Genomic DNA, 24,711 nt, shown 5'->3' on the forward strand with positions numbered 1-24,711 from the left:
GTGCCGGTTCTCCCCGCCTTCGGCGGGGAGGGGTGTGGTTGTTTCGGGCTGCTGCGGCGCGGGTCTCGTTGTGGTGGCGGTGGCGGGCCTCCGGGTGTGGTGTGCGGGACTGCTTCGCTTTACGTCCCGCACACCACACCCTCCGGCCCGCCACCTCACGTGGGTGCCGCGGCTGCCCGTGGTGGGGGTGTGTGTGGGCTTCAGTGGTGCCTGCGCCAAGGCCACTTGGGGCCGCCGACGGCCTTCCCGGCCGGGTCGTACTCGTACTTCCAGCCGCTGGGCAGGCCGAGGCGGCTGACCCGGGCCGGGACGCGACGGTAGAAGTGGACGGTCGGGGGGCGGCCGTCGTCGTGGGGTTCGGGCACCTCGTACGTCTTGGGCGGCTGGCCTGTCATGCCGACCAGTACGGGCAGGACCCGGCCGTCCAGCGGGCCGCCGACGAAGAGGGTGTTCTCGCTTCTCACGTCCTCAGTGTCACACCGGCCCGGCCCGGCGGCCGCTCACAGCAGATGCGCGGCGTCGCTCACGACGGGCAGGGTGCGGCGGGCCAGATCGCCGGCCGGGCCGTCGGAGGTCTCCAGCTTCAGCGCCGCGCGGGTGACCCGGGCGGCCTGCGGGTCCCCGGCCGCGGTCGCGGTCAGCAGCGCGATGAAGTGGTCGACCAGCCAGTTCCGCAGCTCGTCGAGGCCCGGCTGCTTGTCCTCGTCGAGCCAGATCAGTGACGCGGCCTCGACCGCGGTGATCCACATCCGGACGGTCATCCGCAGCCGCAGGCCCGGCTCCGGTTCGCCCAGGTGCCGCAGGATCTGATCGGCCGCGGCCCGCCGTACCTCGTCGACGATCGCGGTCGTACGGGTGGTCTCCACGACGCTGCCGCCCTGGAGGAGCGCGCTGAACCCGGCGTCGTGCTCGTCGACGAACGCCAAGTAGCGGTCCAGCGCACGGGACAGCCGCTGGGTGAGCGGTCCGGTGTCCGGCTCGGCGAAGCAGCGCTCCAGGATGTCGGCCGCGCTGCGCAGTGCGGCCTCGTACAACTGCTGCTTGCCGCCGGGGAAGTAGCGGTAGACGAGCGGCCGGGAGACCCCGGCGGCCAGGGCGACATCGTCCAGGGAGACGTCCTCGGGCGCGCGCTGGGCGAACAGGTCCAGCGCGGCGGTGAGCAATTGGCTGCGACGCTGCTCCACGCTCAGCCTGCGATAAGCGGGACGGGGTACTGCTGGGGCGGTGCCGCTGCCGTTCATGAACAGCAGCGTAACCGGCCCGGATGTCGGCTCGTACAGGTGCTCGGGGTCTACCGGGTCCATGCCGTCCGCTTCAGGCCAGCAGGCCCGAGCTGCGCCACAACCTGCGGCCCATACCGCGCAGTACGCCGATCTCGTCGAGGAAGTCGGTCAGCCGCCGGGCGCCGGACTGCATCACCTCGCGGCGGTGGCCACTGGCCTTGACCTGGGCGACGGCCTCCCGCCGGTCCAGCCCGACATGGGTGTACACGTCCGGGTTGACGAAGGCGAGGGAGAACACCCGGGCCGCCTCGCCGGAGCTGATCCGGGTCAACTCCCGCTCCCAGCGCGGCGCGGTGACCATCTGGCGGCGCAGCTCCTCCCGGGCGTAGCGCACATGCCGGGCCTCCTCGACGACATGGATACGGGTCACCCCGCGCACGATCGTCTGCACCCGCTCGTCCGGGAACGTCAGCCGCTGCATCCAGTCCAGGATCTCCTCGCCGAGCAGGGTGCAGGCGAACGACCCCGGGGTGGTGGAGACCGTTTTGAGCACCCGGGCGAGGTTGTGGTTGAGCCGGGAGACCGGATACGCCGGTGCGCCGCCCTTCTCGATCATGCGCGCGAACATCTTGGAGTGCCGGCACTCATCGGCGATCTCGGTGAGCGCGTAGCGGACATGGGCGCTGGTCACCGGCTTGTCGTAGATGTGCCGGACGAGCAGCTGCATCAGGATGATCTCGAACCAGATGCCCAGCGAGGCGAGTGCGGCGGCCTCGTGGCGGGAGAGGTCCTGCTGCTGCTCCAGGGACATCTTCCGCCACAGCGGGGTGTCGTAGAGCGAGACCAGCTCCGGCGGCCAGAACCACTTGCCGTCCTCCAGGGGCGCGTCCCAGTCGAGTTCGGTGTCGGGGTCGAAGGAGTGCTTGGCGGAGGAGTCGAGCAGTCGCTCGGCGACCTGTTCCCGGTCCTTGAGGAGACCGAGGGCGTCCCGCAGCACTTCGGTGTCCGTCTCGGTCATCGCGGTGGGCGCGCTCGTCATGGCTGTGGCTACCTCGCTCTGGGGTCGGGGACCGTCCTACCCGTGGTCATCTCTTATGAGACTGCGTGTCAGCAAGCTCGTCAATCCCCTGTGCACGACTTATTGACCCGTCGGTAAGAAACGTGTGAGCCTGCCAACGACCGCCCATGACAAGGCGTTTGGCGACCCCAGGAGGCGTCCGTGTCGACCCGAGATCTCTATGTGCAGGACCCAGGCGACCCCGTCTGGAAGGTGCCCGCCACCGGTGCGGCCCGCTTCAGCTGGGACTACGACGACGGACGCGAACGGCTGCTCGCGCTCTACCAGAAGGGCAAGGACAAGCAGTGGGACGCCAATCTGCGGATCGACTGGGGCCTGGAGGTGGACCCCCAGGATCCGCTCGGCACCCCGGATGAGTCCATGTCCCTGTACGGCACCAAGTACTGGGACAAAATGACCGAGAAGGACCGGGGCGATCTGCGCCGGCACTACACCTCCTGGCAGTTCAGCCAGTTCCTGCACGGCGAGCAGGGCGCGATGGTGTGCGCGGCGCGGATCGTGGAATCCGTCCCGGACCTCGACGCGAAGTTCTACTCCGCCACCCAGACCATGGACGAGGCGCGGCACGCCGAGATATACAGCCGTTTCCTCCAGGAGAAGATCGGGATGCTCTACCCGGTCAACGACAACCTCCAGGCGCTGCTTTCCGACACCCTCAGGGATTCGCGCTGGGACATGCCGTACCTCGGTATGCAGGTGCTGATCGAGGGCCTGGCGCTGGCCGCCTTCGGCATGATCCGCGACACCACCACCAAGCCGCTGCCCAAGCAGATCCTCGCGTACGTCATGCAGGACGAGGCGCGTCATGTCGCCTTCGGACGCATGGCACTGCGCGACTACTACAAGCAGCTCACCGATGCCGAACTGCGCGAGCGCGAGGAATTCGTCATCGAGGGCTGCTATCTGATGCGCGACCGGCTGCGCGGTCTGGAAGTCCTGGAGAACTTCGGCATTCCGCACGACGAGGCCGCCGAATTCACCGAGAACTCCGAATTCCTGCACCTCTTCCGCAAGCTGCTCTTCAGCCGCATCGTGCCCTGTGTGAAGGACATCGGCCTGTGGGGCGAACGCCTCCAGCGCGCCTATGTCGACATGGGCGTCTTCGAGATGGGCGACTCCAACCTGGACCTCCTCATGGCCCAGGACGAGGAACTCGCCGAGAAGCTGGACGCCGAGCGCTTCGCGGCCGAGGAGGAGGCCCGTACGGCGGAGGTCGCGGCGGCCATCGAGCAGGGCGCGGAGGGCTGACCGCCGGGCGGCCGGACCTCCGCGCGGCCGTCAGGGGGTCCCGCCAGGAAGCCCGGCGGGCAGAAAGCCGAGCACCTGGCGGCCGAGCGCCTCGGGGTCGGCGTACGGCAGGGAGTGGTGCGTGGCCCCCGCCAGGGTCGCGATCCGGACGCCCGCCAGGGTCCGTTCGGCCCGGGCCGCGACCCGGCGCGGATCGTGCGTCCGGCTCCGCCCGGCCAGCAGCAACAGGGTCGGCACGGCCCGGGTGACGTTCGGCCGTGGCCCCGTGACCACTTTCGCGGTGCGGAACTCGACGGCGCCCAGGCCCATCAGCCGCAGCAGTTCGGGCGCCGGCGGCGCACCCCCGGTCTCCCACTCCAGGAACCGCCGGGTGCTCCGCTCCCCGGGCCGTACGAACAGCGGCAGCGCCCGCAGCAGATACGACGGCCGGAAGCCCGCGAAGCACTGGGTCGGATCGAGCAGCACCAGCCGGTTCACCCGCCCCGGCGCCGCGCGCCCGGCATAGTTCAGCGCGAGCCACCCGCCGTACGAGTGCCCGAGCAGCGCGGCCGAGGTCAGCCCCAGCCCGCGGAACACCCCGTCGAGCCAGTCGAGCAGATCCGCCGGCCGCCGCAGCGCCCGCCCGGTGGGCACGCTGAGTCCCGGCCCGCCCATAAGGTCCACGGCGTACACCCGGTGCGTACGGGCGAGCGAGGCGGCGAGCGCGTACCAGACGGCCGAGGTGGTGCCGCCGCCGTGCAGCAGCACCAGCGGCGGATCGTCGGCCGGGCCGCACGCGGTGACCCGGGTACTGCCGAACTCCGACGCCAGATCGAGCCGTTCCACCCGGACCGGCCACAGCGCCATGGCCTGCTCGTAGGCGGCACGGAAGGCCGCGCTGGGGGTGGGCACAGGGGGGTCTGCTGTCATGGTGCACCTCCGGGACGAGACGAAGCGACGCACGAGGCCGTCACTACTGCCTCGCTCGGCAAGTATCTCGCTGAGCGAGGTAATAATGGGGAAGTCCGGAAAGAAAGGCGGCGGTGCATGGCGAAGCAGCAAGTGGCGGACGAACCGGCGGGGATGGACCTGGTCCATCTGTTGCGGGAGGTGACCGTGCGACTCGACCTCGCCGGAGCCCGGTTCGCCGGCCGCAACGGCCTGCACCCCACCGACCTCCGGGCCCTGATCAGCCTGCTGGACGCGGCACGGGCCGGCGAGGAGTCCACCCCCGGCCGGCTCGGCGACCGGCTGGGCCTGAACTCCGCCGGCACCACGGCGCTCATCGACCGCCTGGAACGGCTCGGTCTGCTCCGCCGGGTCCGCGACACCCGCGACCGGCGCCGCGTCCTGCTGGAGGTCGACGACCGCGCCCTCGCCCTGGGCCAGTCCTTCTTCGGCCCGCTGATCGACCGCACCATCGCCCTGCTCGCCACGTTCGAGGCCGGGGAACAGGCGGCGATCCGGCGGTTCCTGAGCGGGGTGGGGGAGGCGGTGACGGAGGAGGGGACGCAGGGCCCCTGAAGGGGCGCGGGGAACTGCGCGACCAACCACGGCGCGGCCGCAGATGCAGGGCGGCGGGCGGTGTCCCGGCACGTCCCGCGGAACGTCACCGCTTGCCCGACCGCGCCAGCCAGCGCCCCTCGTGCCGGGACACCTCGATCGGACGGCCGAAGCAGGCCGTCAGCCGCTCACCGGTCAGCACCTCGTCCACCGGGCCGGCGGCCTGCACCCGGCCGTCGCGCAGCAGCAGGGCGTGGCCGATGGCCGGGGACAGCTCCTCCAGGTGGTGGGTGACCGTCACGGTCGCCAACTCCGGACGCCCCACGGCCAGTCGGTGCAGCGCATCGATCAGATCCTCGCGGGACGGCAGATCGAGCGCGTTGAACGGCTCGTCGAGCAGCAGCAGCCGGGGCTCGGCCATCAGCGCGCGGGCGATCAGGATCCTGGCCCGCTGGCCGCCCGAGCACACCCCGAACGGGCGGTCCGCCAGCTCCTTGCAGTCCAGTTCGGTGAGCAGCTCATGGGCGCGCTCCCGGGTGGCCGCGTCGTACTTGCGCCACAGCGGCTGCACGGTCCCGGTCGCGCCGGTCAGCACGACGGTGTGGCCGGTCGCGTCCTGCGGCACCTTCTGCGCGCCGGACACCAGACCGATGACGGCACGCAGCTCACGGACGTCCACCGAGCCGAGGCGGTGGCCGAGCACCTCGACGGTGCCGACGGTCGGGAACATCAGCGCGCCGACGAGCCGCAGAAGCGTGGTCTTCCCGGCACCGTTCGCACCGAGCAGCGCCCAGTGCTCACCGGACCGTACGGTCCAGTCGACGGCATCCAGGATGACCTGCCCGGTGGAGTAGCGGCGGACGCCGACGCCCTCCAGGGCGGCGATCACCCGGGCGGACTCGGGGGCCGGCTGCGGCGCGGCCGTTGCGGGGTCCAAGGGCTGCGAAGGCTGCGTGGGGCTCATCGCCGCAGATTAGCTGCGTAGGGCATCTTTCTGTGCGGGTGTCCGAGGTGCGGACCCCGGGGGGGGGAGCGGCAGGAGGAGGGCGCCGGGGCCCCGGCCGTTACGGCTCGGGGAGCCCCGACAGCGTCCGTGGCGGGGTGACGTCCGTACCTACCGGGGTGACGTCCGTACGTACCGGGGTGGCTACGGCTCGGACGACAGCCCCAACAGGGCCCGCACCCGGGCGTACTTCGCCGTCAGCCGCTCACGCGTCGGCGCGTCCAGTACGGCCAGCCGGTCCGGATCCGCGTTGTGCGCCAGATCGGCCTCCTTGACCAGCAGCGCCCCCGGCGTGGCCAGAATGCGTGCGGTGTACTCCTCGACCGGTTCGCCCGCCCGCTTGGTGACGGCCAGGATCATCGCCTTGGCCGCCTCACTCAGCGCCGCACCGGCCAGCCACTCCTCGCTCAGCGCCCCGTCCTCGACCGCGTCATGCAGCCAGGCGGCGGCGATCTGCTCGTCACTGCCGCCCCGTTCGCGTACGCCCGTCGCGACCGCGGCCAGATGCTCGGCATACGGGCGGCCCGCCTTGTCCGTCTGCCCCGAGTGCACGCGCCGGGCCAGCGCCTCCACTTCGGCCAGGGACAGCAGCGGGGGCAGGGCGGGTTCCATGGGTGGGATCGCGTCAGCCATGAGGCCATTGTGACGCGGGCAGGCGGGTGAGGCGTGGGCGGCCGGGGTGAAAGGGCCATCGAGGAAGGCCAGGCGGCCAAGGCCCGGCGGCCAAGGCCCGGCGTCCGAGGGTTGGCGTCCGAGGGTTGGCGGCCAAGGCCCGGCGGCCAAGGCCAGGCGACCGAGGGCTGGCGACCAAGGCCCGGCGACCAGGCCCGGCGGCCAAGGCGTCTCAGCGCACCGCCGCCGCCATCACAGCCTGTGCGATCGGCGCCGCGCTGCCCCCGCCGCTGATGTCCGCGCGGTCGGCGGCCGCGTCCTCGACCACCACGGCCACCGCCACGGCCGGCTCGTAGCTGTCCTTCGCCCGCGCCCAGGAGATGAACCAGGCGTACGGCGTCCCCTCGTTGCGCACCCCGTGCTGCGCGGTACCGGTCTTCCCGCCGACCGTGACGCCCTTGATGGCGGCCCGTTTGCCGCTGCCGTGCGCGACGACGTCGATCATCATGTCCTGGATCTGCTGGGCGGTGACCGGGCCGATCACCTGGCGGGTGGGCCGGTGCGGACCGGCCGCGATCATGACTCCCCTGGCATCGGTCACCTTGTCGACGAGCGTCGGCGGCGCCAGCCGGCCCCCGTTGGCGACCGTCGCCGAGACCATCGCCATCTGGAGCGGCGTGGCGGCGGTGTCGTACTGCCCGATGGCGGACAGTGCGACCTGCGAGGCATCCATCCGGGTATCGAAGTTGCTCGGCGCGACCGGCGACGGGATACGCAGCCCGGGGTCGTTGAAGCCGAACCGCCGCGCCATGCAGGCCATGTCCCGCAGCCCGATCTCGGCGCCCAGCCGCGCGAAGACGGTGTTGCAGGAGGCCCGGAAGGCGTCCTTCAGCGGGGCGTCCTCGCAGCCCTCCGCGGCATTGCCGAGCAGGGTGGCGGTGCCGGGCAGCGGGTAGGGGTCGGGCGAGTCCGTCCGGGCGTCGATGTCGGTGACCTCGCCGCTCTCCAGCGCGGCCGCCGCGGTGACGACCTTGAAGGTGGAGCCGGGCGGATAGGTCTCCTGAAGCGCCCGGTTGAGCATCGGCCGCGGCCCGGCGGCGTTCAGCCGGTGCCAGGCCGCGCCGACCGCGCTGCCGTTGCCGGACAGCTCACCGGGGTCGTACGAGGGCGTGCTCACCAGTGCCAGGACCTTCCCCGAACGCGGCTCGATCGCGGCCACCGCGCCCTTCTTGCCGCCCAGCCCGTCGAACGCGGCGCGCTGCATACGGGGGTCGATGGTGGTGTGCACGCTGCCGCCCGGCCGGTGGGTGCGGGTCAGCTGGTCCCACCAGGGGAAGGTGGCGAGCCGGTCGTCGAAGCCGACGAGGACGCCGTCCTCGGCGCTCTCCAGCAGCGAGGTCCCGTAGGTCTGCGAGGAGTAGCCGGTGACCGGCGCGTACAGCGGTCCGTCGGTGTAGGTGCGCTCGTAGCGCAGCCGCCCGCCGCTGTCCCGGGAGCCGGTGACCGGCCGTCCCGCGACGAGCACGGCCCCGCGCGGCTGCTCGTAACGGGCGATCACTCCCCGGCGGTTGGCCGAATTGGCGCCGTAGCGCTCCGTCTCGAAGACCTGCACCCGCGCCGCGTTGACCAGGAGCGCGACGAGCAGCAGAAAGGAGAACGCGGCGGTGTGCCGAATGCAGCGGATCAACGGCCCGCCTCCGGTGACGCGGCGTCATCGGCGGAGGCGGGGGGCGGGGCGGTCGGGGGCTGGTTCCGGGACCGGGGCTGAGTCCGGGCCTGGGACCGGGTCGGCGTCGGGGACCGGGTCGGCTTCAGAAACCCGACCACCCAGCTCCGCGCCCCGAACCCCGCGTCGCTTCCCCCGTCCTGCGCCACAAGGCTCCTCTCCGGGCCCCCCGAAGAACTCCCCGAACTCCCCGACGAGGCACCCGCCCCCGCCCCACTACGGCTCCCGGAAACCACCCCACTACGACTCCCCGCCCCGTTCCCCGCAGCACCACTCCCCACGGGACTCCCCGCCGCACCCCCCGAACCGCTCCCCGCACCGCCCCCCTCCGGCCGTGGTGTCCGCGCCCGATCGCTGATCCGCAACAGCAGCGCGATGATGATCCAGTTCGTGACGACGGACGACCCGCCCTGCGCCAGAAACGGCATCGCCATCCCGGTCAGCGGAATCAGCCCGGTCACCCCGCCCGCGATGACGAAGACCTGGAGGGCGGGCAGCGCCGCCAGCCCCACGGCCAGCAGGCTGCCGAACGGATCCCGCAGCCCGAGCGCGGCCCGGTAACCGCGGGCCACCAGCAGCGCGTACAGCAGGAACAGCGCGGTCAGCCCGGCCAGCCCGAGTTCCTCGCCGTAGGTCGCCAGGATGAAGTCGGACTTCATGGCGAAGCCGATCAGATACGAGTGGCCCTGGCCGAGACCGGTGCCGAGCATCCCGCCGGCCGCGAACGCGAACAGCGACTGGGCGAGCTGACCGGGCCCCCGGCCCGCCGCGATACCGGCGAACGGATGCTGCCAGTCCTCGACCCGGCTGTGCACATGCGGCTCCAGCGTGCCGACGGCGGCCGCCCCGACGCCGGCCAGGATCAGCCCGACCGCGATCCATCCGGTCCGCCCGGTGGCCACGTACAACAGAACGACGAAGATCCCGAAGAACAGGAGCGAGGTGCCCAGATCCCGCTCCAGCACCAGCACCGCGACGCTGATCAGCCAGATCGCGACGATCGGTCCCAGCACCCGGCCGGTGGGGAGCCGCAGCCGCCCCATCCGGCGTCCCGTGTGGGCCAGCGCGCTGCGGTTGGCGGCCAGATAGGCCGCGAAGAAGACGGTGATCAACACCTTGGCGAACTCGCCCGGCTGAATGGAAAATCCGGCGATACGGATCCAGATCTTCGCCCCATTGATCGCGGGGAAGAGAATCGGCGCAGCCATGAGCAGCAGCGCGAGCGCCGCGCAGAGATAGGCGTACCGCTGGAGCACCCGGTGGTCGCGCAACAGCACCACCACCGCGATGAAGAGCCCGACACCGACCGTCGACCACATCAGCTGGGTGGGCGCGGCATGGTTGGCGGGGGTGTCCAGATCGAGCCGGAAGATCAGCACCAGCCCGAGCCCGTTGAGCAGTACGGCGGTGGGCAACAGCAGCGGATCGGCATACGGGGCGCGGAAGCGGACGGCGAGATGCGCGAGCAGCGCGAGCCCGGCGAGCCCCGCCCCGTACCGGACCGCACCGCCCGGCAGCGCATGCCCGCGGGCCAGCCCCACGACGAGATATCCGCAGACGCTGATCAGGACCGCGCCTACAAGGAGGGCCAGTTCAATGCCCCGCCGCTTGGGCAGCAGCGGCAACGGGGGAGGGGTGTCCGCCGGGCGCGCGGCCGCCGCCCTCGCCATTGCCGTCATGCCTGGCAACGTAGCAAGCAGCGGCCGCTATTTCCGTTATGTCCGATGCGACGTTCGGGGCGTACGCACACGCCACCCGGAAGGTAGGGGTGAGGTAGGGGGGAAGGTGGGGGCGGGACGGGGGAGAGCTAGGGGGGAAACAGGGGGCGCGCTAGGGGGTGCCCTCAGGGGGGCGTCCAGAGCCACGCCGCCGGGACGGGTCTGCCACCGGGCGGGCACACCACCGGGCGGACGCACCCCCGGGGCAGGCGTACGGCCTCGGCCCACGCCCCCTCAACACCACCGCGGATCCTCCCCGTCGTTCACGATGTGCCGCGTCGAGGACCAGGCATACGAGGCGTCGCTGAGCCTGTACCAGACCGGGTTGTCCTCGACGGGCTGCCCGTTGAGCCGGCAGGAGATCCCGACCACGGACCCGTACTCCTTCAGGCCGATCGCACGGAACTCGGTACTCGGCCCGGTACGCAGCACCAGGCCCTCCTTGGCGACCACCCGCCCCTCGTACTCCGTGAGCTCGTCACCCTCCGGGTCATCGGCCGCCTGGGCGGGACCGGCCGCGAGGATCCCGGCCAGCGCACCGGACAGAAAGCAAAGGGCGAACGTGCCGAACTTGCCGGACTTCGACTTCGGAAACATGCGCTTCCTCCTGCGAAGGGAGAGTCTCAGGGGAATCCCTGTGGGGTGAATCGAGCAGAGTCGCCGGGCGTCACTCAACGGACGGGCCGGGGCGGACGCCCCGCCGGTGCGGTGCCTGTCGCACCCTTCCCCGGCTGCGAGTGCGGCCCCTCCGCCACGCGCCGCCCTCTCGCACCGCGCCGTGCCGCCTGCCTCGCTCCCCTCTCACGCTAAGGAGGGCGCGGAGAGTCCGCAACTCATCACACTCGGTGATCGGTGCGGGTGGCGGAGCCGGACGGCCGGAGGCTGGGCGGCCTACAGGAAGTGCGCGAGAGCGCCGGGCAACTCGTGGCGCCGGGCGCACGTCTAAGGAAGGAGCCATGGAGGAGTCATGCGGGAGTCAGGGAAGAGTCAGGGATGAACCAGGGGTCTCCCAGGGGCATCCCGGGTTGTTCCGTGAACGCCGCCAATGGCACTTTGTAAACTCGTCCAGACCGAATAGAAGAAGAAGGCCGAGGCCGAGCTCGTCACGCTGATGCGGACGACCGAAGACTCCGGTCGATGGCATGGACCTGTGCCATGACCACCGCAAGCGAGGGGCTATGGCGTACGTCACACCCGTGGACGCCGAGTGGGGGTTCCGTGCTGTCCCGGCCGTCTTGGGCCGCCGAGCGCGGGTGACCGTCCCCCTCGACGAAAGGCAGTATTAGCGTCATGACGACTCTCCGTTCCCGGATCATCGCCTGGGCCGGCCGCATGTATCTGGCGAGAACACAGAAGAAAGGCTTCGACCTGTCTCGAATGTCTTTCTTGCCCGAGTCCGTCCTGATGCCATTGCGGCGCGACGGCCTCAACCCGGTGGGCGATTTGGCAGCCGTCCGGGAGCGGGAGCCCGTCAGCAAGCTTCCCGTGCCGATAGCCGCCAACGTCTGGCTGGTCACCGGCTACGACGAGGTCAAGGCGGTGCTCGGAAAGGCCAGTGCCTTCAGCTCCGACTTCACCAACCTCGTCGGCAAGGCCGGCGCCGGCGCCGAACAGAACCCGGGTGGACTCGGATTCGCCGACCCGCCCGTGCACACCCGTCTCCGCCGGCTCCTGACGCCCGAATTCACCATGCGGCGCCTCGGGCGGCTCACGCCCCGTATCCATGAGATCGTCGAGGAACGCCTCGACGCGATGGAAAAGGCGGGAAAGAGCGGCGAACCGGTCGACATCGTCCACTCTTTCGCCCTCCCCATTCCCTCCCTCGTTATCTGCGAACTCCTCGGCGTCCCTTACGAGGACCGCGCCGACTTCGAGCGCCTCAGCGCCGCCCGTTTCGACCTTTTCAGCGGAGCGAACGCCTCCTTCGGCGCCATATCTGAATCCCTTTCCTATTTCCGGGACATCGTCAAGAAGCAGCGCGAAAACCCGGGCGACGGCCTGCTCGGCATGATCGTGAAGGAACACGGCGACACGGTCAGCGACGAAGAACTCGCAGGCCTCGCCGACGGCGTCCTCACCGGCGGCTTCGAAACCACCGCCAGCATGCTGGCCCTCGGTGCCCTGGTCCTCCTCCAGGACCCGAAGCACTTCGCGGCCCTCCACGACGGCGACGACGTCGTCGAAAGCTATGTCGAGGAACTCCTCCGTTACTTGACCGTCGTACAGGTCGCCTTCCCGCGCTTCGCCCGCGAGGACCTGGAAATCGGTGGCGTCCAGATCGCCTCCGGAGATGTGGTGCTGTGCTCACTGAGCGGTGCGGACCGGGACGGCAAACTGGGCCCGGAAATGGAACAGTTCGACCCCACCCGCAACGTTCCCTCCCATCTCGCCTTCGGCTACGGAATTCACCGCTGCGTAGGCGCGGAACTGGCCCGCATGGAACTCCGCGCCGCCTACCCGGCCCTGGTACGCCGCTTCCCGAACATGCGCCTCGCCGCCAACCCCGAGGACCTCGAATTCCGCAAACTCTCCATCGTCTACGGACTCGAATCCCTCCCGGTCCACCTCAACAACTGACCCCACCCCACCCCCGCGTCCCCCACTGACCGGGCACTCGGCCGAGGCGCCTGGTGCCCGGTTTTGCGGTGCCCGGACCGTGTCCAGTCGTCGCTCCGACCACATATGGCTCACCGTCAACTGGGGCAAAGTGCACAGCGGTTCCGGGCGCCGACTCAGGAACTCCCGGGGCATGCCCTCGCATGAGACGGAGACGTGGTCCGGTACGCGCGATCCGCTGGATCCACCGACCGCCGCCCCTCTCGCCCCCGAGAGCGCCGGACACGATGCGTATCCGCTGCCCTCACCACAGGTACTCGCGCTCCACCGTCGACGGCACGCAGACATGAAAAGACCCCGCCCAGCATCTCTGCGCTGGCGGGGTCTTCAGGCACCTCATTCAAGGTGCCCCCGGCAGGATTCGAACCTGCGCACACGGCTCCGGAGGCCGTTGCTCTATCCCCTGAGCTACGGGGGCGTTGTCGCTGTGTGTTGCGGCGACGGGTAGAACCTTACCAGCTCTGATGGGGTGTTCATGAACAGGTTTCGTCGGTGGCGGGTACGGGGGGTGCGGCCGGGTGACCGGGCCCTAGCGCATGCGAGGGCCGTGGTGCGGGACGCTCGGGGAAAGGTCCCTCGCACGGGGGCGGAAGTGGGGAAAACCGGGACGCAGTCGCAGGTGGAGTCCTAGTCTCATGGTGTGCCTGGCTTGTCCGGTCGGATCCTTGTTGTCGACGACAACAAGGTGATCCGCCAGTTGATCAGGGTCAATCTCGAGCTGGAGGGCTTCGAGGTCGTGACCGCGGCTGATGGTGCCGAATGTCTGGATGTCGTGCACCACGTGAGACCTGATGTCGTGACCCTTGATGTCGTGATGCCGCGGCTCAACGGTCTGCACACCGCGGCGCGATTGCGCTCCGATCCGCGGACGTGGGACATCCCGATCGCCATCGTCAGTGCGTGCACCCAGGGTGAGGTGGACAACGGCGAATCGGTGGGCGTGGACGCGTTTCTCGCGAAGCCTTTCGAGCCGGCCGAGCTGGTGCGGATCGTGGGGATGCTGGTGCGGGAGGGGCGGCAGCGGCAACGGGAGCGTGGGCCCGAGCGTGGCGCCGAGGATGAGGACGGGGAAAGCGACGGGGGCGGGGGAGCGGCGGGGCGTGGTGCCCCGTCCGGTGGGGTCGCGGCGTCCGGTGGGGTCGGCATGGTGGATGCGGGCGGGGAGTAGCCGGGAAAAGGTGGCCGGGCGCCCTGGAGCGTGACGTGGAGTGTCCACAGGGCGAAACCGGGTCGCATGGGTACCCCGGGTCTCCCATACGCTTGTCCTGTGACCCCCGCTGAGCTCTCCCGTACCGTCCTGCGCTCCGTGCGTGGTGCGGTGGAGGAGCAGGAGCTCTCCGTGGCCGTACCGGCGCGGATCGTGGTGCAGCCGCCGCCGCGGCCCGGGTGTGGGGACTACGCCTCCAATGTCGCGCTCCAGCTTGCCCAGCAGGCGGGGCGTCCCGCTCGCGAGGTCGCCGAGATTCTGCGGAAGCGGCTGAGCGGGAGCGCCGGGATCGCCCGGGTCGAGATCGCCGGGCCGGGGTTCTTGAACTTCACGCTGGGGGATGGGGCGCAGGTCGCGCTGGTGCGGGAAGTGCTGGCGCGGGGGGACGGATACGGGGGAGGGCCGGCTGCGGGCCGGAGCCCTGTGACGACCGCCCCGGCGACCGGCCCCGCGACCGCCCCGTCGGCCCACCCCATGACCGCCCCGGCAAGCAACGCCCGTGCCACCGTCGTCGCCGAGGCGCTCGCGCGGATCGACGCGGCGGCCGGGCTCGGTGGCCGTCGCGTCGCCGATGGGCAGCCCGTTCTCGTGCCCGCTCCGTATGACCTCGCCGCTCTCATCGCCCGCCTCGGTGTCGACGAAGCGCGCTGGGTGTTGTTGCGGCCGGCCGCGCAGGATCCGGTGCGGGTGCCCGAGCGGACGGTGCAGCGGGAGAGCAATCCGCGGTTCCGGGTGCAGTACGCGTACGCGCGGGCGCGGGCGCTCGGGCGTCACGCGAGGGATCTGGGGTTCGGGAGTGAGCCGGGGGACGTAGGTGCTCCGGTTCGGGGGCAGGTCGCGGACGACGGCTCGTCGGACGGGGCCGGGTCCGCCGCGCAGGCCCTGAAGAGCTTTCACACCCTTCTCGCCACCTACCCCTCCGTCGTCGAGAGCGCCGCGCGGCTGCGGGCGCCGGACCGGGTGGTGCGGCATCTGGAGGCCACGGCGGACGCGTTCTTCCGGTGGCATGACGTCTATCCGCCGCTGCCCGTCGGGGAGCAGAAACCCTTGGCCGTGCATCGCGCCCGGCTGGCCCTTGCCGAGGCCGGCCGGACGGTGCTCGCCAACGGCCTGCGACTGCTCGGCATCTCCGCTCCCGAACACCTCTGAACGATTTTGAGGGGATCTCCACTGTCATGAGCCGTTCCGCGCACCCCGCAGGACCCCGGCACGCCGATGTGCTGCCCGAGGGGCACTACGCCGGGCCGCCCGCCGATCTGAACACCCTCGACCCGCGGGTCTGGTCCCGTACGGTCCAGCGCGACGCCGACGGTGTGGTCACCGTCGGCGGGCTGGATGTCGCCGCGCTCGCCGCGGAATTCGGTACCCCGGCGTATTTCCTGGACGAGGACGATTTCCGGGCGCGCTGCCGGGCCTGGAAGGACGCCTTCGGGCCGGGAGCCGATGTGTTCTACGCCGGGAAGGCATTCCTGTCCCGGGCCATCGTGCGGTGGCTGCACGAAGAGGGCCTGAATCTCGACGTCTGCTCCGGGGGCGAGCTGGCGACCGCGCTGGCGGCCGGAATGCCTCCCGAGCAGATCGCGCTGCACGGGAACAACAAGAGCACCGAGGAGATCACCCGGGCCGTCGAGGTGGGCGTCGGGCGGATCGTGCTCGATTCCTTCCAGGAAATGGTGCGGGTCGCCCATGTCGCGGAGCGGCTGGGCAAGCGGCAGCGGGTGCAGATCCGGGTCACGGTCGGTGTCGAGGCGCATACGCATGAATTCATCGCGACCGCGCACGAGGACCAGAAGTTCGGTATCGCGCTGGCGGGCGGGCAGGCGGCGGAAGCCGTGCGCCGGGCGCTCAAGCTGGACGGCCTGGAGCTCATCGGAATTCACAGCCATATCGGGTCGCAGATTTTCGATATGGCGGGATTCGAGGTCTCGGCCCGCCGGGTGGTGCAGCTGCTGACCGAGGTACGGGACGAGCACGGTATCGAGCTGCCCGAGATCGACCTGGGCGGCGGCCTCGGCATCGCGTACACCTCGGACGACGATCCGCGCGAGCCGCACGAGATCGCCACCGCGCTGGGGGAGATCGTGCGCCGGGAGTGCGAGTCGGCGGGGCTGCGGATGCCGCGGCTGTCGGTCGAGCCGGGGCGCGCGATCGTGGGACCGACTGCCTTTACGCTGTATGAGGTCGGGACGGTCAAGGAGCTGGAAGGGCTGCGGACGTATGTGTCCGTGGACGGCGGAATGTCGGACAACATCCGCACGGCGCTCTACGACGCGGAGTACAGCGTCGCGCTGGTCTCGCGTACCTCCGACGCCGAGCCGATGCTCTCGCGCGTGGTCGGCAAGCACTGTGAGAGTGGCGACATCGTCGTACGCGATGCGTTCCTGCCGGCGGATGTGGCGCCGGGGGATCTGCTCGCGGTGCCGGCGACCGGTGCGTACTGCCGTTCCATGGCGAGCAACTACAACCACTCGCTGCGGCCGCCGGTCGTAGCGGTGAAGGACGGTGCGGCCAGGGTGATCGTCCGGCGGGAGACGGAGGAAGATCTCCTGCGGTTGGATGTCGGGTAGGGCCGGATCGCCGGATCCCGACCCCGGGTGAAATAAATGTCTCGGCATCTGGACGACGGGCGGAAACTGCCGTCCGGTGCGTGAGACTTGTGCATGAGCAAGCTGGAATTCGCTGATCGATGAGAAGCAGAGGTCGAATGATGCGTACGCGTCCGCTGAAAGTGGCGCTCCTGGGCTGTGGTGTGGTCGGCTCAGAGGTGACGCGCATCATGACGACGCACGCCGACGACCTCGCCGCCCGTATCGGTGCGCCCGTGGAGCTCGCCGGGATCGCCGTCCGCCGCCCCGACAAGGTGCGCGAGGGCGTCCCGGCCGAGCTGGTCACCACCGACGCGACCGCGCTCGTCAAACGCGGCGACATTGATGTCGTGATCGAGGTCATCGGCGGGATCGAGCCGGCCCGCACGCTCATCACCACCGCCTTCGAGCACGGTGCGAGCGTGGTCTCCGCCAACAAGGCGCTGGTCGCGGCGGACGGCGCGGCGCTGCACGCGGCGGCCGAGGCCAATGGCGCGGACCTGTATTACGAGGCCGCCGTCGCCGGCGCGATCCCGCTGGTGCGGCCGCTGCGCGAGTCGCTGGCCGGCGACAAGGTCAACCGGGTGCTCGGCATCGTCAACGGCACCACCAACTTCATCCTCGACAAGATGGACTCGACGGGGGCCGGTTACAGCGAGGCGCTCGACGAGGCGACCGCGCTCGGCTACGCGGAGGCCGACCCGACCGCCGATGTCGAGGGCTTCGACGCCGCCGCCAAGGCCGCGATCCTGGCCGGTATCGCCTTCCACACCCGGGTGACCATCGACGATGTGCACCGCGAGGGCCTCACGGAGGTCACCGCGGCCGATATCGCCTCCGCCAAGCGGATGGGCTGCACGGTCAAGCTGCTGGCCATCTGCGAGCGGGCCGCGGACGGTGCGTCGGTGACCGCGCGGGTGCACCCCGCGATGATTCCGCTGACGCATCCGCTGGCCTCCGTCCGTGAGGCGTACAACGCGGTCTTCGTCGAGGCCGAGGCGGCCGGCCAGCTGATGTTCTACGGGCCGGGCGCGGGCGGCGCGCCGACCGCCTCCGCGGTCCTCGGCGACCTGGTCGCGGTCTGCCGCAACAAGCTCGCCGGGGCCACCGGACCGGGCGAGTCCGCCTACACCCGGCTGCCCGTCAGCCCCATGGGCGCGGTCACCACGCGCTACCACATCAGCCTTGATGTGGCCGATAAGCCCGGCGTGCTCGCGCAGGTCGCGAACATCTTCGCCGATCACGGCGTATCGATCGATACGGTCCGTCAGCAGGGCAAGGACGGCGAGGCATCCCTCGTCATCGTCACCCACCGAGCGGCGGACGCGGCCCTGTCGTCGACCGTCGGGGCACTGCGCGAGCTGGACACCGTGCGCGGTGTCGCCAGCATCATGCGGGTCGAAGGGGAGTAAAGGAACCCATGTCTGCCAATTCCACCGCGAGCCGTCAGTGGCGCGGAATCATCGAGGAATACCGTGACCGGCTGCCGGTCAGCGACACGACCGAGGTCGTCACCCTCCGGGAGGGCGGCACCCCCCTCGTCCCGGCGCAGCTGCTCTCCGAGCGCACCGGCTGCGAGGTGCACCTCAAGGTCGAGGGTGCCAACCCCACCGGTTCCTTCAAGGACCGCGGCATGACGATGGCCATCACGCGTGCCAAGGAGGAGGGCGCCAAGGCGGTCATCTGCGCCTCCACCGGCAACACCTCCGCCTCGGCCGCGGCCTACGCGGTCCGTGCCGGCATGGTCTGCGCCGTCCTCGTCCCGCAGGGCAAGATCGCGCTCGGCAAGATGGGCCAGGCGCTGGTCCACGGCGCGAAGATCCTCCAGGTCGACGGAAATTTCGACGACTGTCTGACGCTGGCCCGGAGCCTCTCCGACAACTACCCCGTCGCACTTGTGAACTCCGTGAACCCGGTGCGCATCGAGGGCCAGAAGACCGCGGCCTTCGAAATCGTCGACATGCTCGGCGACGCCCCCGACATCCATGTGCTGCCCGTCGGCAACGCCGGCAACATCACGGCGTACTGGAAGGGCTACCGCGAGTACGCGGCCGACGGGATCGCCTCGCACACCCCGCGGATGTGGGGCTTCCAGGCATCCGGCAGCGCGCCGATCGTGCGCGGTGAGGTCGTCAAGGACCCGACCACCATCGCCACCGCGATCCGCATCGGCAACCCGGCCTCGTGGTCGTACGCCCAGCAGGCGCGGGACGAGTCCGGCGGCTTCATCGACGACGTGACCGACCGTCAAATCCTGGCCGCCTACCGTCTGTTGGCGGCGCGGGAGGGTGTCTTCGTGGAGCCCGCCTCGGCCGCCTCGGTGGCCGGTCTGCTCAAGGCCGCCGAAGAGGGCAAGGTCGACCCCGGCCAGCGCATCGTCTGCACGGTGACCGGTAACGGCCTCAAGGACCCGGACTGGGCGGTGGCCGGAGCGCCGCAGCCGGTCACGGTCCCGATCGACGCGGACGCCGCGGCCGAGCGCCTGGGCCTCGCCTAGGACCCGGCGGCCGTACGGCGGATTCGCCGCGTACGGCACACGATGACGGGGCGGCCCGCGCCCCGTCATCCCCCGCGCAGCAAATTGCGCAAAGGCTGCAAAGATCATCGAAGGTAGCGTCGGGGCACAGGAAGGCGCGCGACACGCATCGTGCGCCTCCTGTGCGCCCTATGTCGCGACAGAACCTTCCTTCGATAGGCTGGAGCCAACTCCCCTCCCCACGGCATAACGCAGTGGTGTTCAGGGCAGGTCAGAACAGACCCCAGGAAGCCGGCCGGGCACTTCGGTGCCGCGGCGCTCCGGGGCAGTACCGCAGCATCAATCAAGGAGAGTCATCGAGCGATGGCCGGTCCCGCGTTCCGCGCCGCCGCCGTCCGGGTGCGCACCCCCGCTACCAGCGCCAATCTCGGTCCCGGCTTCGATGCCCTGGGTCTTTCCCTGGGCCTGTACGACGATGTCGTGGTGCGCGTCGCCGACTCCGGACTGCACATCGACATCGCAGGTGAGGGCACCGACACGCTCCCCCGCGACGAGAGTCATCTGCTCGTACGGTCGATGCGCGCCGCCTTCGAGCTGCTCGGCGGGCAGCCGCGCGGCCTGGAAATCGTCTGCGCCAACCGCATCCCGCACGGCCGCGGCCTGGGCTCTTCCTCGGCCGCCATCTGCGCGGGCATCGTCGCCGCCCGCGCAGTGACGATAGGCGGTGAACAGAAGCTCGACGACGCCGGGCTGCTGGAGCTGGCCACCGAGATCGAGGGCCACCCCGACAACGTCGCCGCCTGCCTGCTGGGCGGATTCACACTCGCCTGGATGGATACCGGAACCGCTCACGCGATCCGGATGGATCCGGCCGATTCCATCGTTCCGGTGGTCTTCGTCCCCGGAAAGCCGGTGCTGACCGAGACCGCCCGTGGACTGCTGCCGCGCACCGTCCCGCATGTGGACGCCGCGGCCAACGCCGGCCGCGCCGCACTGCTCGTCGAGGCCCTGACCAGGCGCCCCGAGCTGCTGCTCGCCGCGACCGAGGACCGACTCCACCAGGAATACCGCGCCCCTGCGATGCCGGAGAGCGTGGCCCTGGTGAACCGACTGCGTGCGGACGGCGTCCCCGCAGTTGTGTCCGGTGCGGGCCCCACGGTCCTCGCACTGGTTGAGGACGCGGCGGCCGACAAGGTCGCGGCACTGGCGGGAGAGGGGTGGGCGGCCAACCGGCTGACCCTCGATGCGGCGGGCACCTGTGTGCTGCCGCTCGCCGGGTGATCACGCGGGTGATCGACGATTGCCGGTCTTGGAGAGGGGGAATGTTTGTTGGACCCGGTAGTGTTAACCTCAAGTCAGTACTCGACGCCTGAGTGGCGCGGTGCTTCGTGTCCCCCATAGGGACCACTTTCTTCCGGGAGCCTCCCAAACTGCTCGGAGCAATGGCCTGAGCAGGTGTGAGCACGCTCCGGAATCGGCGTGACGACATGGGCCACTCTGCATCTCTTCACGCCGGCGCCATGAACTGATCTCTCCGCCACTTCCGGCGGGACCACCGCCCCGGCACCGGTCCACCAGACCAAGGACCCAGCCGGACAGCACAACCGGTCGCCGAGCCAGACAGGCCGACGCCCGCTCCAGGGAAGGACCCTTCGTGAGCGACACCACCGATCTGATGGGCGCGCGCACCGATGGCAGTGCCACCGCGCCCGCCACGGACGCTCCCGCCGCGCCCACGCGGCGCCGCCGTTCCGGCACCGGCCTTGACGGCATGGTCCTGGCGGAGCTTCAGCAGGTCGCCTCCGGCCTCGGTATCAAGGGCACCGCGCGGATGCGCAAGAGCCAGCTGATCGAGGTCATCAAGGAGAAGCAGGCCGGAGGCTCAGGCTCCGCCGCCAAGGCCGACGCGCCCGCCGACACCGAGACCAAGCCCAAGCGCCGGACGACCTCCAAGGCCCGCACCGGCGACGACGGCGCCGAGCAGGCCGGCGGCAAGTCCGCCAAGTCCGCCAAGGGCGACAAGGCCGCGGACCAGGCCCAGCAGCAGATCGACATCCCCGGTCAGCCGGTGAGCGACGAGCAGCCGGCCGGCGAGCGCCGCCGGCGTCGCGCCACCTCCGCGGCGGGCAGCCCCGAGGCCGCCTCGGGCGACCTCAAGACCGACACCAAGGTCGAGGCGAAGACCGAGGTCAAGGCGGACGCCAAGACCAACACCGCGGTGTCCCCGCAGGAGACCGGCGAGGGCCGGCCCGGCAAGGGCGGCGAGCGCCAGGACCGTGGCGACCGCCAGGACCGCGGCCAGAAGGGTGACCGTGGCGACCGCGGTGACCGCGGCCAGCGGCAGCGTGACCGCCGCAAGGGCGACGCCGGCGACGGCGGCGGTCAGGGCGGTCAGGGCGGCCAGCGCCAGCGGGACCGTGGCGACCGCGGCGACCGCCGTCCCGATGAGGACGACGACTTCGAGGGCGGCCGCCGGGGCCGTCGCGGCCGCTACCGCGACCGCCGGGGCCGTCGCGGCGGCCGTGAGGACTTCGGCAACGAGCCGCAGGTGTCCGAGGACGACGTCCTGATCCCGGTCGCGGGCATCCTCGACATCCTCGACAACTACGCGTTCATCCGGACCTCCGGCTACCTGCCCGGCCCGAACGACGTCTACGTCTCGCTCGCCCAGGTCCGCAAGAGCGGTCTGCGCAAGGGTGACCACGTCACCGGCGCGGTCCGCCAGCCCAAGGACGGCGAGCGGCGTGAGAAGTTCAACGCGCTGGTCCGCCTCGACACGGTCAACAGCGTGGCGCCCGAACAGGGCCGCGGACGGCCGGAGTTCGGGAAGCTGACGCCCCTTTACCCGCAGGATCGACTGCGCCTGGAGGGTGAGTCGGGCGGTCTGACGACCCGGATCATCGACCTGGTCACGCCGATCGGCAAGGGCCAGCGAGGGCTGATCGTGGCCCCGCCGAAGACCGGCAAGACCATGATCATGCAGGCGATCGCCAACTCGATCACCCGCAACAACCCCGAGTGCCACCTGATGGTCGTCCTCGTCGACGAGCGTCCGGAAGAGGTCACCGACATGCAGCGGTCGGTGAAGGGCGAGGTCATCTCCTCGACCTTCGACCGCCCGGCCGAGGACCACACCACCGTCGCCGAGCTGGCCATCGAGCGCGCCAAGCGTCTCGTCGAGCTGGGTCACGACGTGGTCGTCCTGCTGGACTCGATCACCCGTCTGGGCCGTGCGTACAACCTCGCCGCCCCGGCCTCGGGCCGCATCCTGTCCGGTGGTGTCGACTCGACCGCGCTCTACCCGCCGAAGCGCTTCTTCGGTGCGGCGCGCAACATCGAGGACGGCGGCTCGCTGACCATCCTGGCCACCGCGCTGGTCGAGACCGGCTCGCGGATGGACGAGGTGATCTTCGAGGAGTTCAAGGGCACCGGCAACCTGGAGCTCAAGCTCGACCGCAAGCTCTCGGACAAGCGCATCTTCCCGGCGGTGGACGTGGACGCGTCCAGCACCCGTAAGGAAGAGATCCTCATGGGCAGCGACGAGCTCGCCGTCGTGTGGAAGCTGCGCCGGGTGCTGCACGCCCTGGACCAGCAGCAGGCCATCGAGCTGCTGCTGGACAAGATGAAGCAGACGAAGTCCAACGCGGAGTTCCTGCTCCAGATCCAGAAGACGACCCCGACCGCGGGCAACGGCAACGACTGACGCCCGCCGGGCGCGTCCTGGCGCCTTACACAAAGCCCTCCTCGCCCTCACGGGTGAGGGGGGCTTTGTGCTGCCCGCGGCCCGTACGGGACGGGCCGCGGACGGTGATCTGTGACCTGGGCCGCGCCCCCAAACCCGCATCACGGGTGCGCCTGAGACCTTCCGCACAGATCCGCGGGAACCCGCATGGTTCCAGCCATGGCGGAAAAAGGGACGAAAGCCCAGGTGAGGAAGGCGAAGGTCCCGGGGCCGTCCGACCGGCCGCCGTGGATTTCTAAGAAATCGCTCATGACTCGCTGTGCAACCCTTCCCGTCGACCTCCCGTCTGACAAGGAGCAAAAGGCCGTGGCAGCACTCCGCACGGCGGCGGCGAGGGGCAGCCGAGCGAACGAGGACTGAGGAGCAGATGGCGGACAGCAGCGGGAGCGCGAAGACGGCCGAAACCCGTGGCCGCTCCATACGTCCCAAGGGACGCCGGCGCAAGGGGCCGACCCGACGCCGCCGAGTAGCGACCATCACTGTATGCGGGCTGGTCAGTGTGGTGCTGCTCGGTGGTGCCGGACTCGGCTACGTCTACTTCAAGCTCAACGGCAATCTGAAGGGCGTCGACATCAACGCCGCCCTCGGACACGACCGGCCGAAGAATGTCGACGACGGGTCGATGGACATCCTGGTGATGGGCTCCGACTCCCGCGCCGGCAAGAACAACGAGTACGGCCGGGACGAGGGCGCCGCGCGTTCCGACACTGCGATGATCATGCACGTCTACAAGGGCCGTAAGAAGGCCAGCGTGGTCAGCGTCCCCCGGGACACCATGATCAAGCGGCCCGACTGCTCCAAGGACGGCAAGGACGTCCCCGGGGCGAACCGGGCGATGTTCAACACCGCGTTCGAGGTCGGCGGCCCGGCCTGTGCCGTGAAGACCGTCGAAACGATCAGCGGCATCCGGATGGACCACTTCGTCGAGGTCGACTTCACCGGCTTCAAGAAGCTCATCGACGCGCTGGGCGGGGTGGAGATCACCACCAGCAAGGCGATCGACGACAACAGCAGCCATCTGCATCTGAAGCCCGGCACCCACACGCTGGACGGGGAGCACGCCCTCGGCCTCGTCCGGACCCGGCACGGCGTCCCCGGCGGCGACGGCAGCGACCTCGGCCGCATCCAGCTCCAGCAGACCTTCATCAAGGCCCTGCTCAAGCAGGTCAAGAACGTCGGGGTGCTCACCAACCCCACCAAGCTCTACGACATCGCCGACACGGCCACCAAGGCCATCACCACCGACACCGACCTCAACTCGGTCAGTGAACTGACCGGCCTGGCCAAGAGCCTGGGCAACATAGGCGCCGAGAACATCGACATGATGACGCTGCCGGTGACCTACGACCCCCAGGACCCCGACCGGGTGCTGCCGCTGACCAAGCAGAGCCGCCAGGTCTGGGACGCGCTCCGGCAGGACAAGGAGATCCCGAAGTCCGCGATCAAGGGGTCGGCCGGTGACAAGGGCGGCACGGACAACTACGTGAAGTAGCCGCTGTCCTGCGGTTCCGGGGTCCGGCGGCCCCGGAACCGGCCGGGGGAATAGGTGCGCCCTCACCCCGGTTTTGGGAGATACGGCTAGTCCTGGCAGACTGGACCGTCGGCCCCGGTTCACGTGACGCAACCCGCGACACGACCCGGTGCACTCCCGAACCTAGGAGAACCCCTTGAAGCGCGACATTCACCCGGAGTACGTCGAGACCCAGGTCAGCTGCACCTGTGGCGCGTCCTTCACCACCCGTAGCACGGTCGCCAGCGGCACGGTCCGCGCCGACATCTGCTCCGAGTGCCACCCGTTCTACACCGGCAAGCAGAAGATCATGGACACGGGCGGCCGCGTGGCCCGCTTCGAGGCCCGCTTCGGCAAGGGCGCCGCTGCCAAGAAGTAGCGACCCTCAAGGCGCCGGTCTCCGGTCGCCCCTGCTCAGGGGTGACCGGACCGGCGTTTTGTCGTCCTGGCCCTTGGCTCCCGTACGGGGGTCCCGGGGCCCGGGG

The 24,711-nt window shown here is 70.3% G+C and carries 20 protein-coding genes, 1 tRNA gene and 1 pseudogene; 12 read left to right on the plus strand and 10 right to left on the minus strand.

Annotated features, from left to right (window positions below; all coding sequences use genetic code 11):
- Positions 1-200: 200 nt before the first annotated feature.
- From QT196_RS27225 to QT196_RS27235, 3 genes are all read right to left on the minus strand, one after another.
- Positions 201-464, minus strand: coding sequence for a hypothetical protein (locus tag QT196_RS27225; RefSeq protein WP_266733482.1), 264 nt, complete (start codon positions 462-464; stop codon positions 201-203).
- Positions 465-500: 36 nt separating this feature from the next.
- A complete protein-coding gene (locus tag QT196_RS27230) occupies positions 501-1,241 on the minus strand; it encodes a TetR/AcrR family transcriptional regulator (protein WP_168481372.1) in 741 nt (246 codons plus the stop codon).
- 73 nt (positions 1,242-1,314) lie between these two features.
- Positions 1,315-2,262, minus strand: coding sequence for a diiron oxygenase (locus tag QT196_RS27235; RefSeq protein WP_266733478.1), 948 nt, complete (start codon positions 2,260-2,262; stop codon positions 1,315-1,317).
- Positions 2,263-2,442: 180 nt separating this feature from the next.
- Between QT196_RS27235 and QT196_RS27240 the strand changes: the two genes are divergently transcribed.
- Positions 2,443-3,549: a ferritin-like domain-containing protein gene (locus tag QT196_RS27240; RefSeq protein ID WP_168481374.1), complete on the plus strand. Its 1,107-nt coding sequence runs from the start codon at positions 2,443-2,445 to the stop codon at positions 3,547-3,549.
- A 30-nt stretch (positions 3,550-3,579) separates the two neighbouring features.
- Here QT196_RS27240 and QT196_RS27245 read toward each other — a convergent pair whose 3' ends face one another.
- Positions 3,580-4,458: an alpha/beta hydrolase gene (locus tag QT196_RS27245; protein WP_266733475.1), complete on the minus strand. Its 879-nt coding sequence runs from the start codon at positions 4,456-4,458 to the stop codon at positions 3,580-3,582.
- A 117-nt stretch (positions 4,459-4,575) separates the two neighbouring features.
- On the opposite strand from QT196_RS27245, the gene QT196_RS27250 reads away from it, so the two are divergent.
- Positions 4,576-5,052 (plus strand): MarR family transcriptional regulator, encoded by a 477-nt coding sequence (locus tag QT196_RS27250; protein ID WP_266733473.1) that lies wholly within the window; start codon positions 4,576-4,578, stop codon positions 5,050-5,052.
- 85 nt (positions 5,053-5,137) lie between these two features.
- On the opposite strand, the gene QT196_RS27255 is transcribed toward QT196_RS27250, so the two are convergent.
- The 5 genes and pseudogenes from QT196_RS27255 to QT196_RS27275 form a co-directional block, all read right to left on the minus strand.
- A complete protein-coding gene (locus QT196_RS27255; RefSeq protein WP_266734397.1) occupies positions 5,138-5,920 on the minus strand; it encodes an ATP-binding cassette domain-containing protein in 783 nt (260 codons plus the stop codon).
- A 258-nt stretch (positions 5,921-6,178) separates the two neighbouring features.
- Positions 6,179-6,667, minus strand: coding sequence for an HD domain-containing protein (locus QT196_RS27260; protein WP_248001322.1), 489 nt, complete (start codon positions 6,665-6,667; stop codon positions 6,179-6,181).
- 211 nt (positions 6,668-6,878) lie between these two features.
- A complete protein-coding gene (locus tag QT196_RS27265; RefSeq protein WP_266733470.1) occupies positions 6,879-8,333 on the minus strand; it encodes a penicillin-binding transpeptidase domain-containing protein in 1,455 nt (484 codons plus the stop codon).
- A gap of 365 nt (positions 8,334-8,698) precedes the next feature.
- Positions 8,699-10,042 (minus strand): annotated as a pseudogene (locus QT196_RS27270) (FtsW/RodA/SpoVE family cell cycle protein); the annotation flags it as partial.
- A 282-nt stretch (positions 10,043-10,324) separates the two neighbouring features.
- Positions 10,325-10,687, minus strand: coding sequence for a hypothetical protein (locus QT196_RS27275; protein ID WP_168481378.1), 363 nt, complete (start codon positions 10,685-10,687; stop codon positions 10,325-10,327).
- A 693-nt stretch (positions 10,688-11,380) separates the two neighbouring features.
- Here QT196_RS27275 and QT196_RS27280 point away from each other — a divergent pair.
- Positions 11,381-12,667 (plus strand): cytochrome P450, encoded by a 1,287-nt coding sequence (locus QT196_RS27280; RefSeq protein ID WP_168481379.1) that lies wholly within the window; start codon positions 11,381-11,383, stop codon positions 12,665-12,667.
- Between the two features lie 385 nt (positions 12,668-13,052).
- Here QT196_RS27280 and QT196_RS27285 read toward each other — a convergent pair.
- Positions 13,053-13,124 (minus strand) — tRNA-Arg (locus QT196_RS27285).
- A 222-nt stretch (positions 13,125-13,346) separates the two neighbouring features.
- Here QT196_RS27285 and QT196_RS27290 point away from each other — a divergent pair.
- From QT196_RS27290 to rpmE, 9 genes are all read left to right on the plus strand, one after another.
- Entirely contained in the window at positions 13,347-13,874 is a 528-nt protein-coding gene (locus QT196_RS27290; RefSeq protein WP_248001323.1) for a response regulator, read from the plus strand.
- 99 nt (positions 13,875-13,973) lie between these two features.
- Complete coding sequence (gene nrtL, locus QT196_RS27295) at positions 13,974-15,062, plus strand: ArgS-related anticodon-binding protein NrtL (protein ID WP_266733466.1); 1,089 nt, start codon at positions 13,974-13,976, stop codon at positions 15,060-15,062.
- A 26-nt stretch (positions 15,063-15,088) separates the two neighbouring features.
- On the plus strand, positions 15,089-16,480 hold the full coding sequence (gene lysA / locus QT196_RS27300; protein WP_085922917.1) for a diaminopimelate decarboxylase: 1,392 nt from the start codon (positions 15,089-15,091) through the stop codon (positions 16,478-16,480).
- Between the two features lie 137 nt (positions 16,481-16,617).
- Positions 16,618-17,910: a homoserine dehydrogenase gene (locus tag QT196_RS27305; RefSeq protein WP_085922918.1), complete on the plus strand. Its 1,293-nt coding sequence runs from the start codon at positions 16,618-16,620 to the stop codon at positions 17,908-17,910.
- Between the two features lie 8 nt (positions 17,911-17,918).
- Complete coding sequence (thrC, locus tag QT196_RS27310; RefSeq protein WP_085922919.1) at positions 17,919-18,995, plus strand: threonine synthase; 1,077 nt, start codon at positions 17,919-17,921, stop codon at positions 18,993-18,995.
- Positions 18,996-19,337: 342 nt separating this feature from the next.
- Positions 19,338-20,255 carry a homoserine kinase gene (gene thrB / locus QT196_RS27315; protein WP_168481381.1) on the plus strand — a complete coding sequence of 306 codons (918 nt, stop codon included), beginning with the start codon at positions 19,338-19,340 and terminating at the stop codon, positions 20,253-20,255.
- A gap of 373 nt (positions 20,256-20,628) precedes the next feature.
- Entirely contained in the window at positions 20,629-22,677 is a 2,049-nt protein-coding gene (gene rho, locus QT196_RS27320) for a transcription termination factor Rho (RefSeq protein WP_290355880.1), read from the plus strand.
- A gap of 406 nt (positions 22,678-23,083) precedes the next feature.
- Complete coding sequence (locus QT196_RS27325) at positions 23,084-24,208, plus strand: LCP family protein (protein WP_168481383.1); 1,125 nt, start codon at positions 23,084-23,086, stop codon at positions 24,206-24,208.
- Between the two features lie 175 nt (positions 24,209-24,383).
- Positions 24,384-24,605 carry a 50S ribosomal protein L31 gene (gene rpmE, locus QT196_RS27330; protein WP_085922923.1) on the plus strand — a complete coding sequence of 74 codons (222 nt, stop codon included), beginning with the start codon at positions 24,384-24,386 and terminating at the stop codon, positions 24,603-24,605.
- Positions 24,606-24,711 lie beyond the last annotated feature (106 nt).

The organism is Streptomyces sp. P9-2B-2 (assembly GCF_030406865.1).
Lineage (GTDB): Bacteria > Actinomycetota > Actinomycetes > Streptomycetales > Streptomycetaceae > Streptomyces > Streptomyces platensis.

Coding starts and splice junctions, on each gene's coding strand:
- QT196_RS27230 (WP_168481372.1), bottom strand. CDS start 1,241: ATGAACGGCAGCGGCACCGCCCCAGCAGTACCCCGTCCCGCTTATCGC.
- QT196_RS27235 (WP_266733478.1), bottom strand. CDS start 2,262: ATGACGAGCGCGCCCACCGCGATGACCGAGACGGACACCGAAGTGCTG.
- QT196_RS27245 (WP_266733475.1), bottom strand. CDS start 4,458: ATGACAGCAGACCCCCCTGTGCCCACCCCCAGCGCGGCCTTCCGTGCC.
- QT196_RS27250 (WP_266733473.1), top strand. CDS start 4,576: ATGGCGAAGCAGCAAGTGGCGGACGAACCGGCGGGGATGGACCTGGTC.
- QT196_RS27260 (WP_248001322.1), bottom strand. CDS start 6,667: ATGGCTGACGCGATCCCACCCATGGAACCCGCCCTGCCCCCGCTGCTG.
- QT196_RS27275 (WP_168481378.1), bottom strand. CDS start 10,687: ATGTTTCCGAAGTCGAAGTCCGGCAAGTTCGGCACGTTCGCCCTTTGC.
- QT196_RS27280 (WP_168481379.1), top strand. CDS start 11,381: ATGACGACTCTCCGTTCCCGGATCATCGCCTGGGCCGGCCGCATGTAT.
- lysA (WP_085922917.1), top strand. CDS start 15,089: ATGAGCCGTTCCGCGCACCCCGCAGGACCCCGGCACGCCGATGTGCTG.
- QT196_RS27305 (WP_085922918.1), top strand. CDS start 16,618: ATGATGCGTACGCGTCCGCTGAAAGTGGCGCTCCTGGGCTGTGGTGTG.
- thrC (WP_085922919.1), top strand. CDS start 17,919: ATGTCTGCCAATTCCACCGCGAGCCGTCAGTGGCGCGGAATCATCGAG.
- thrB (WP_168481381.1), top strand. CDS start 19,338: ATGGCCGGTCCCGCGTTCCGCGCCGCCGCCGTCCGGGTGCGCACCCCC.
- QT196_RS27325 (WP_168481383.1), top strand. CDS start 23,084: ATGGCGGACAGCAGCGGGAGCGCGAAGACGGCCGAAACCCGTGGCCGC.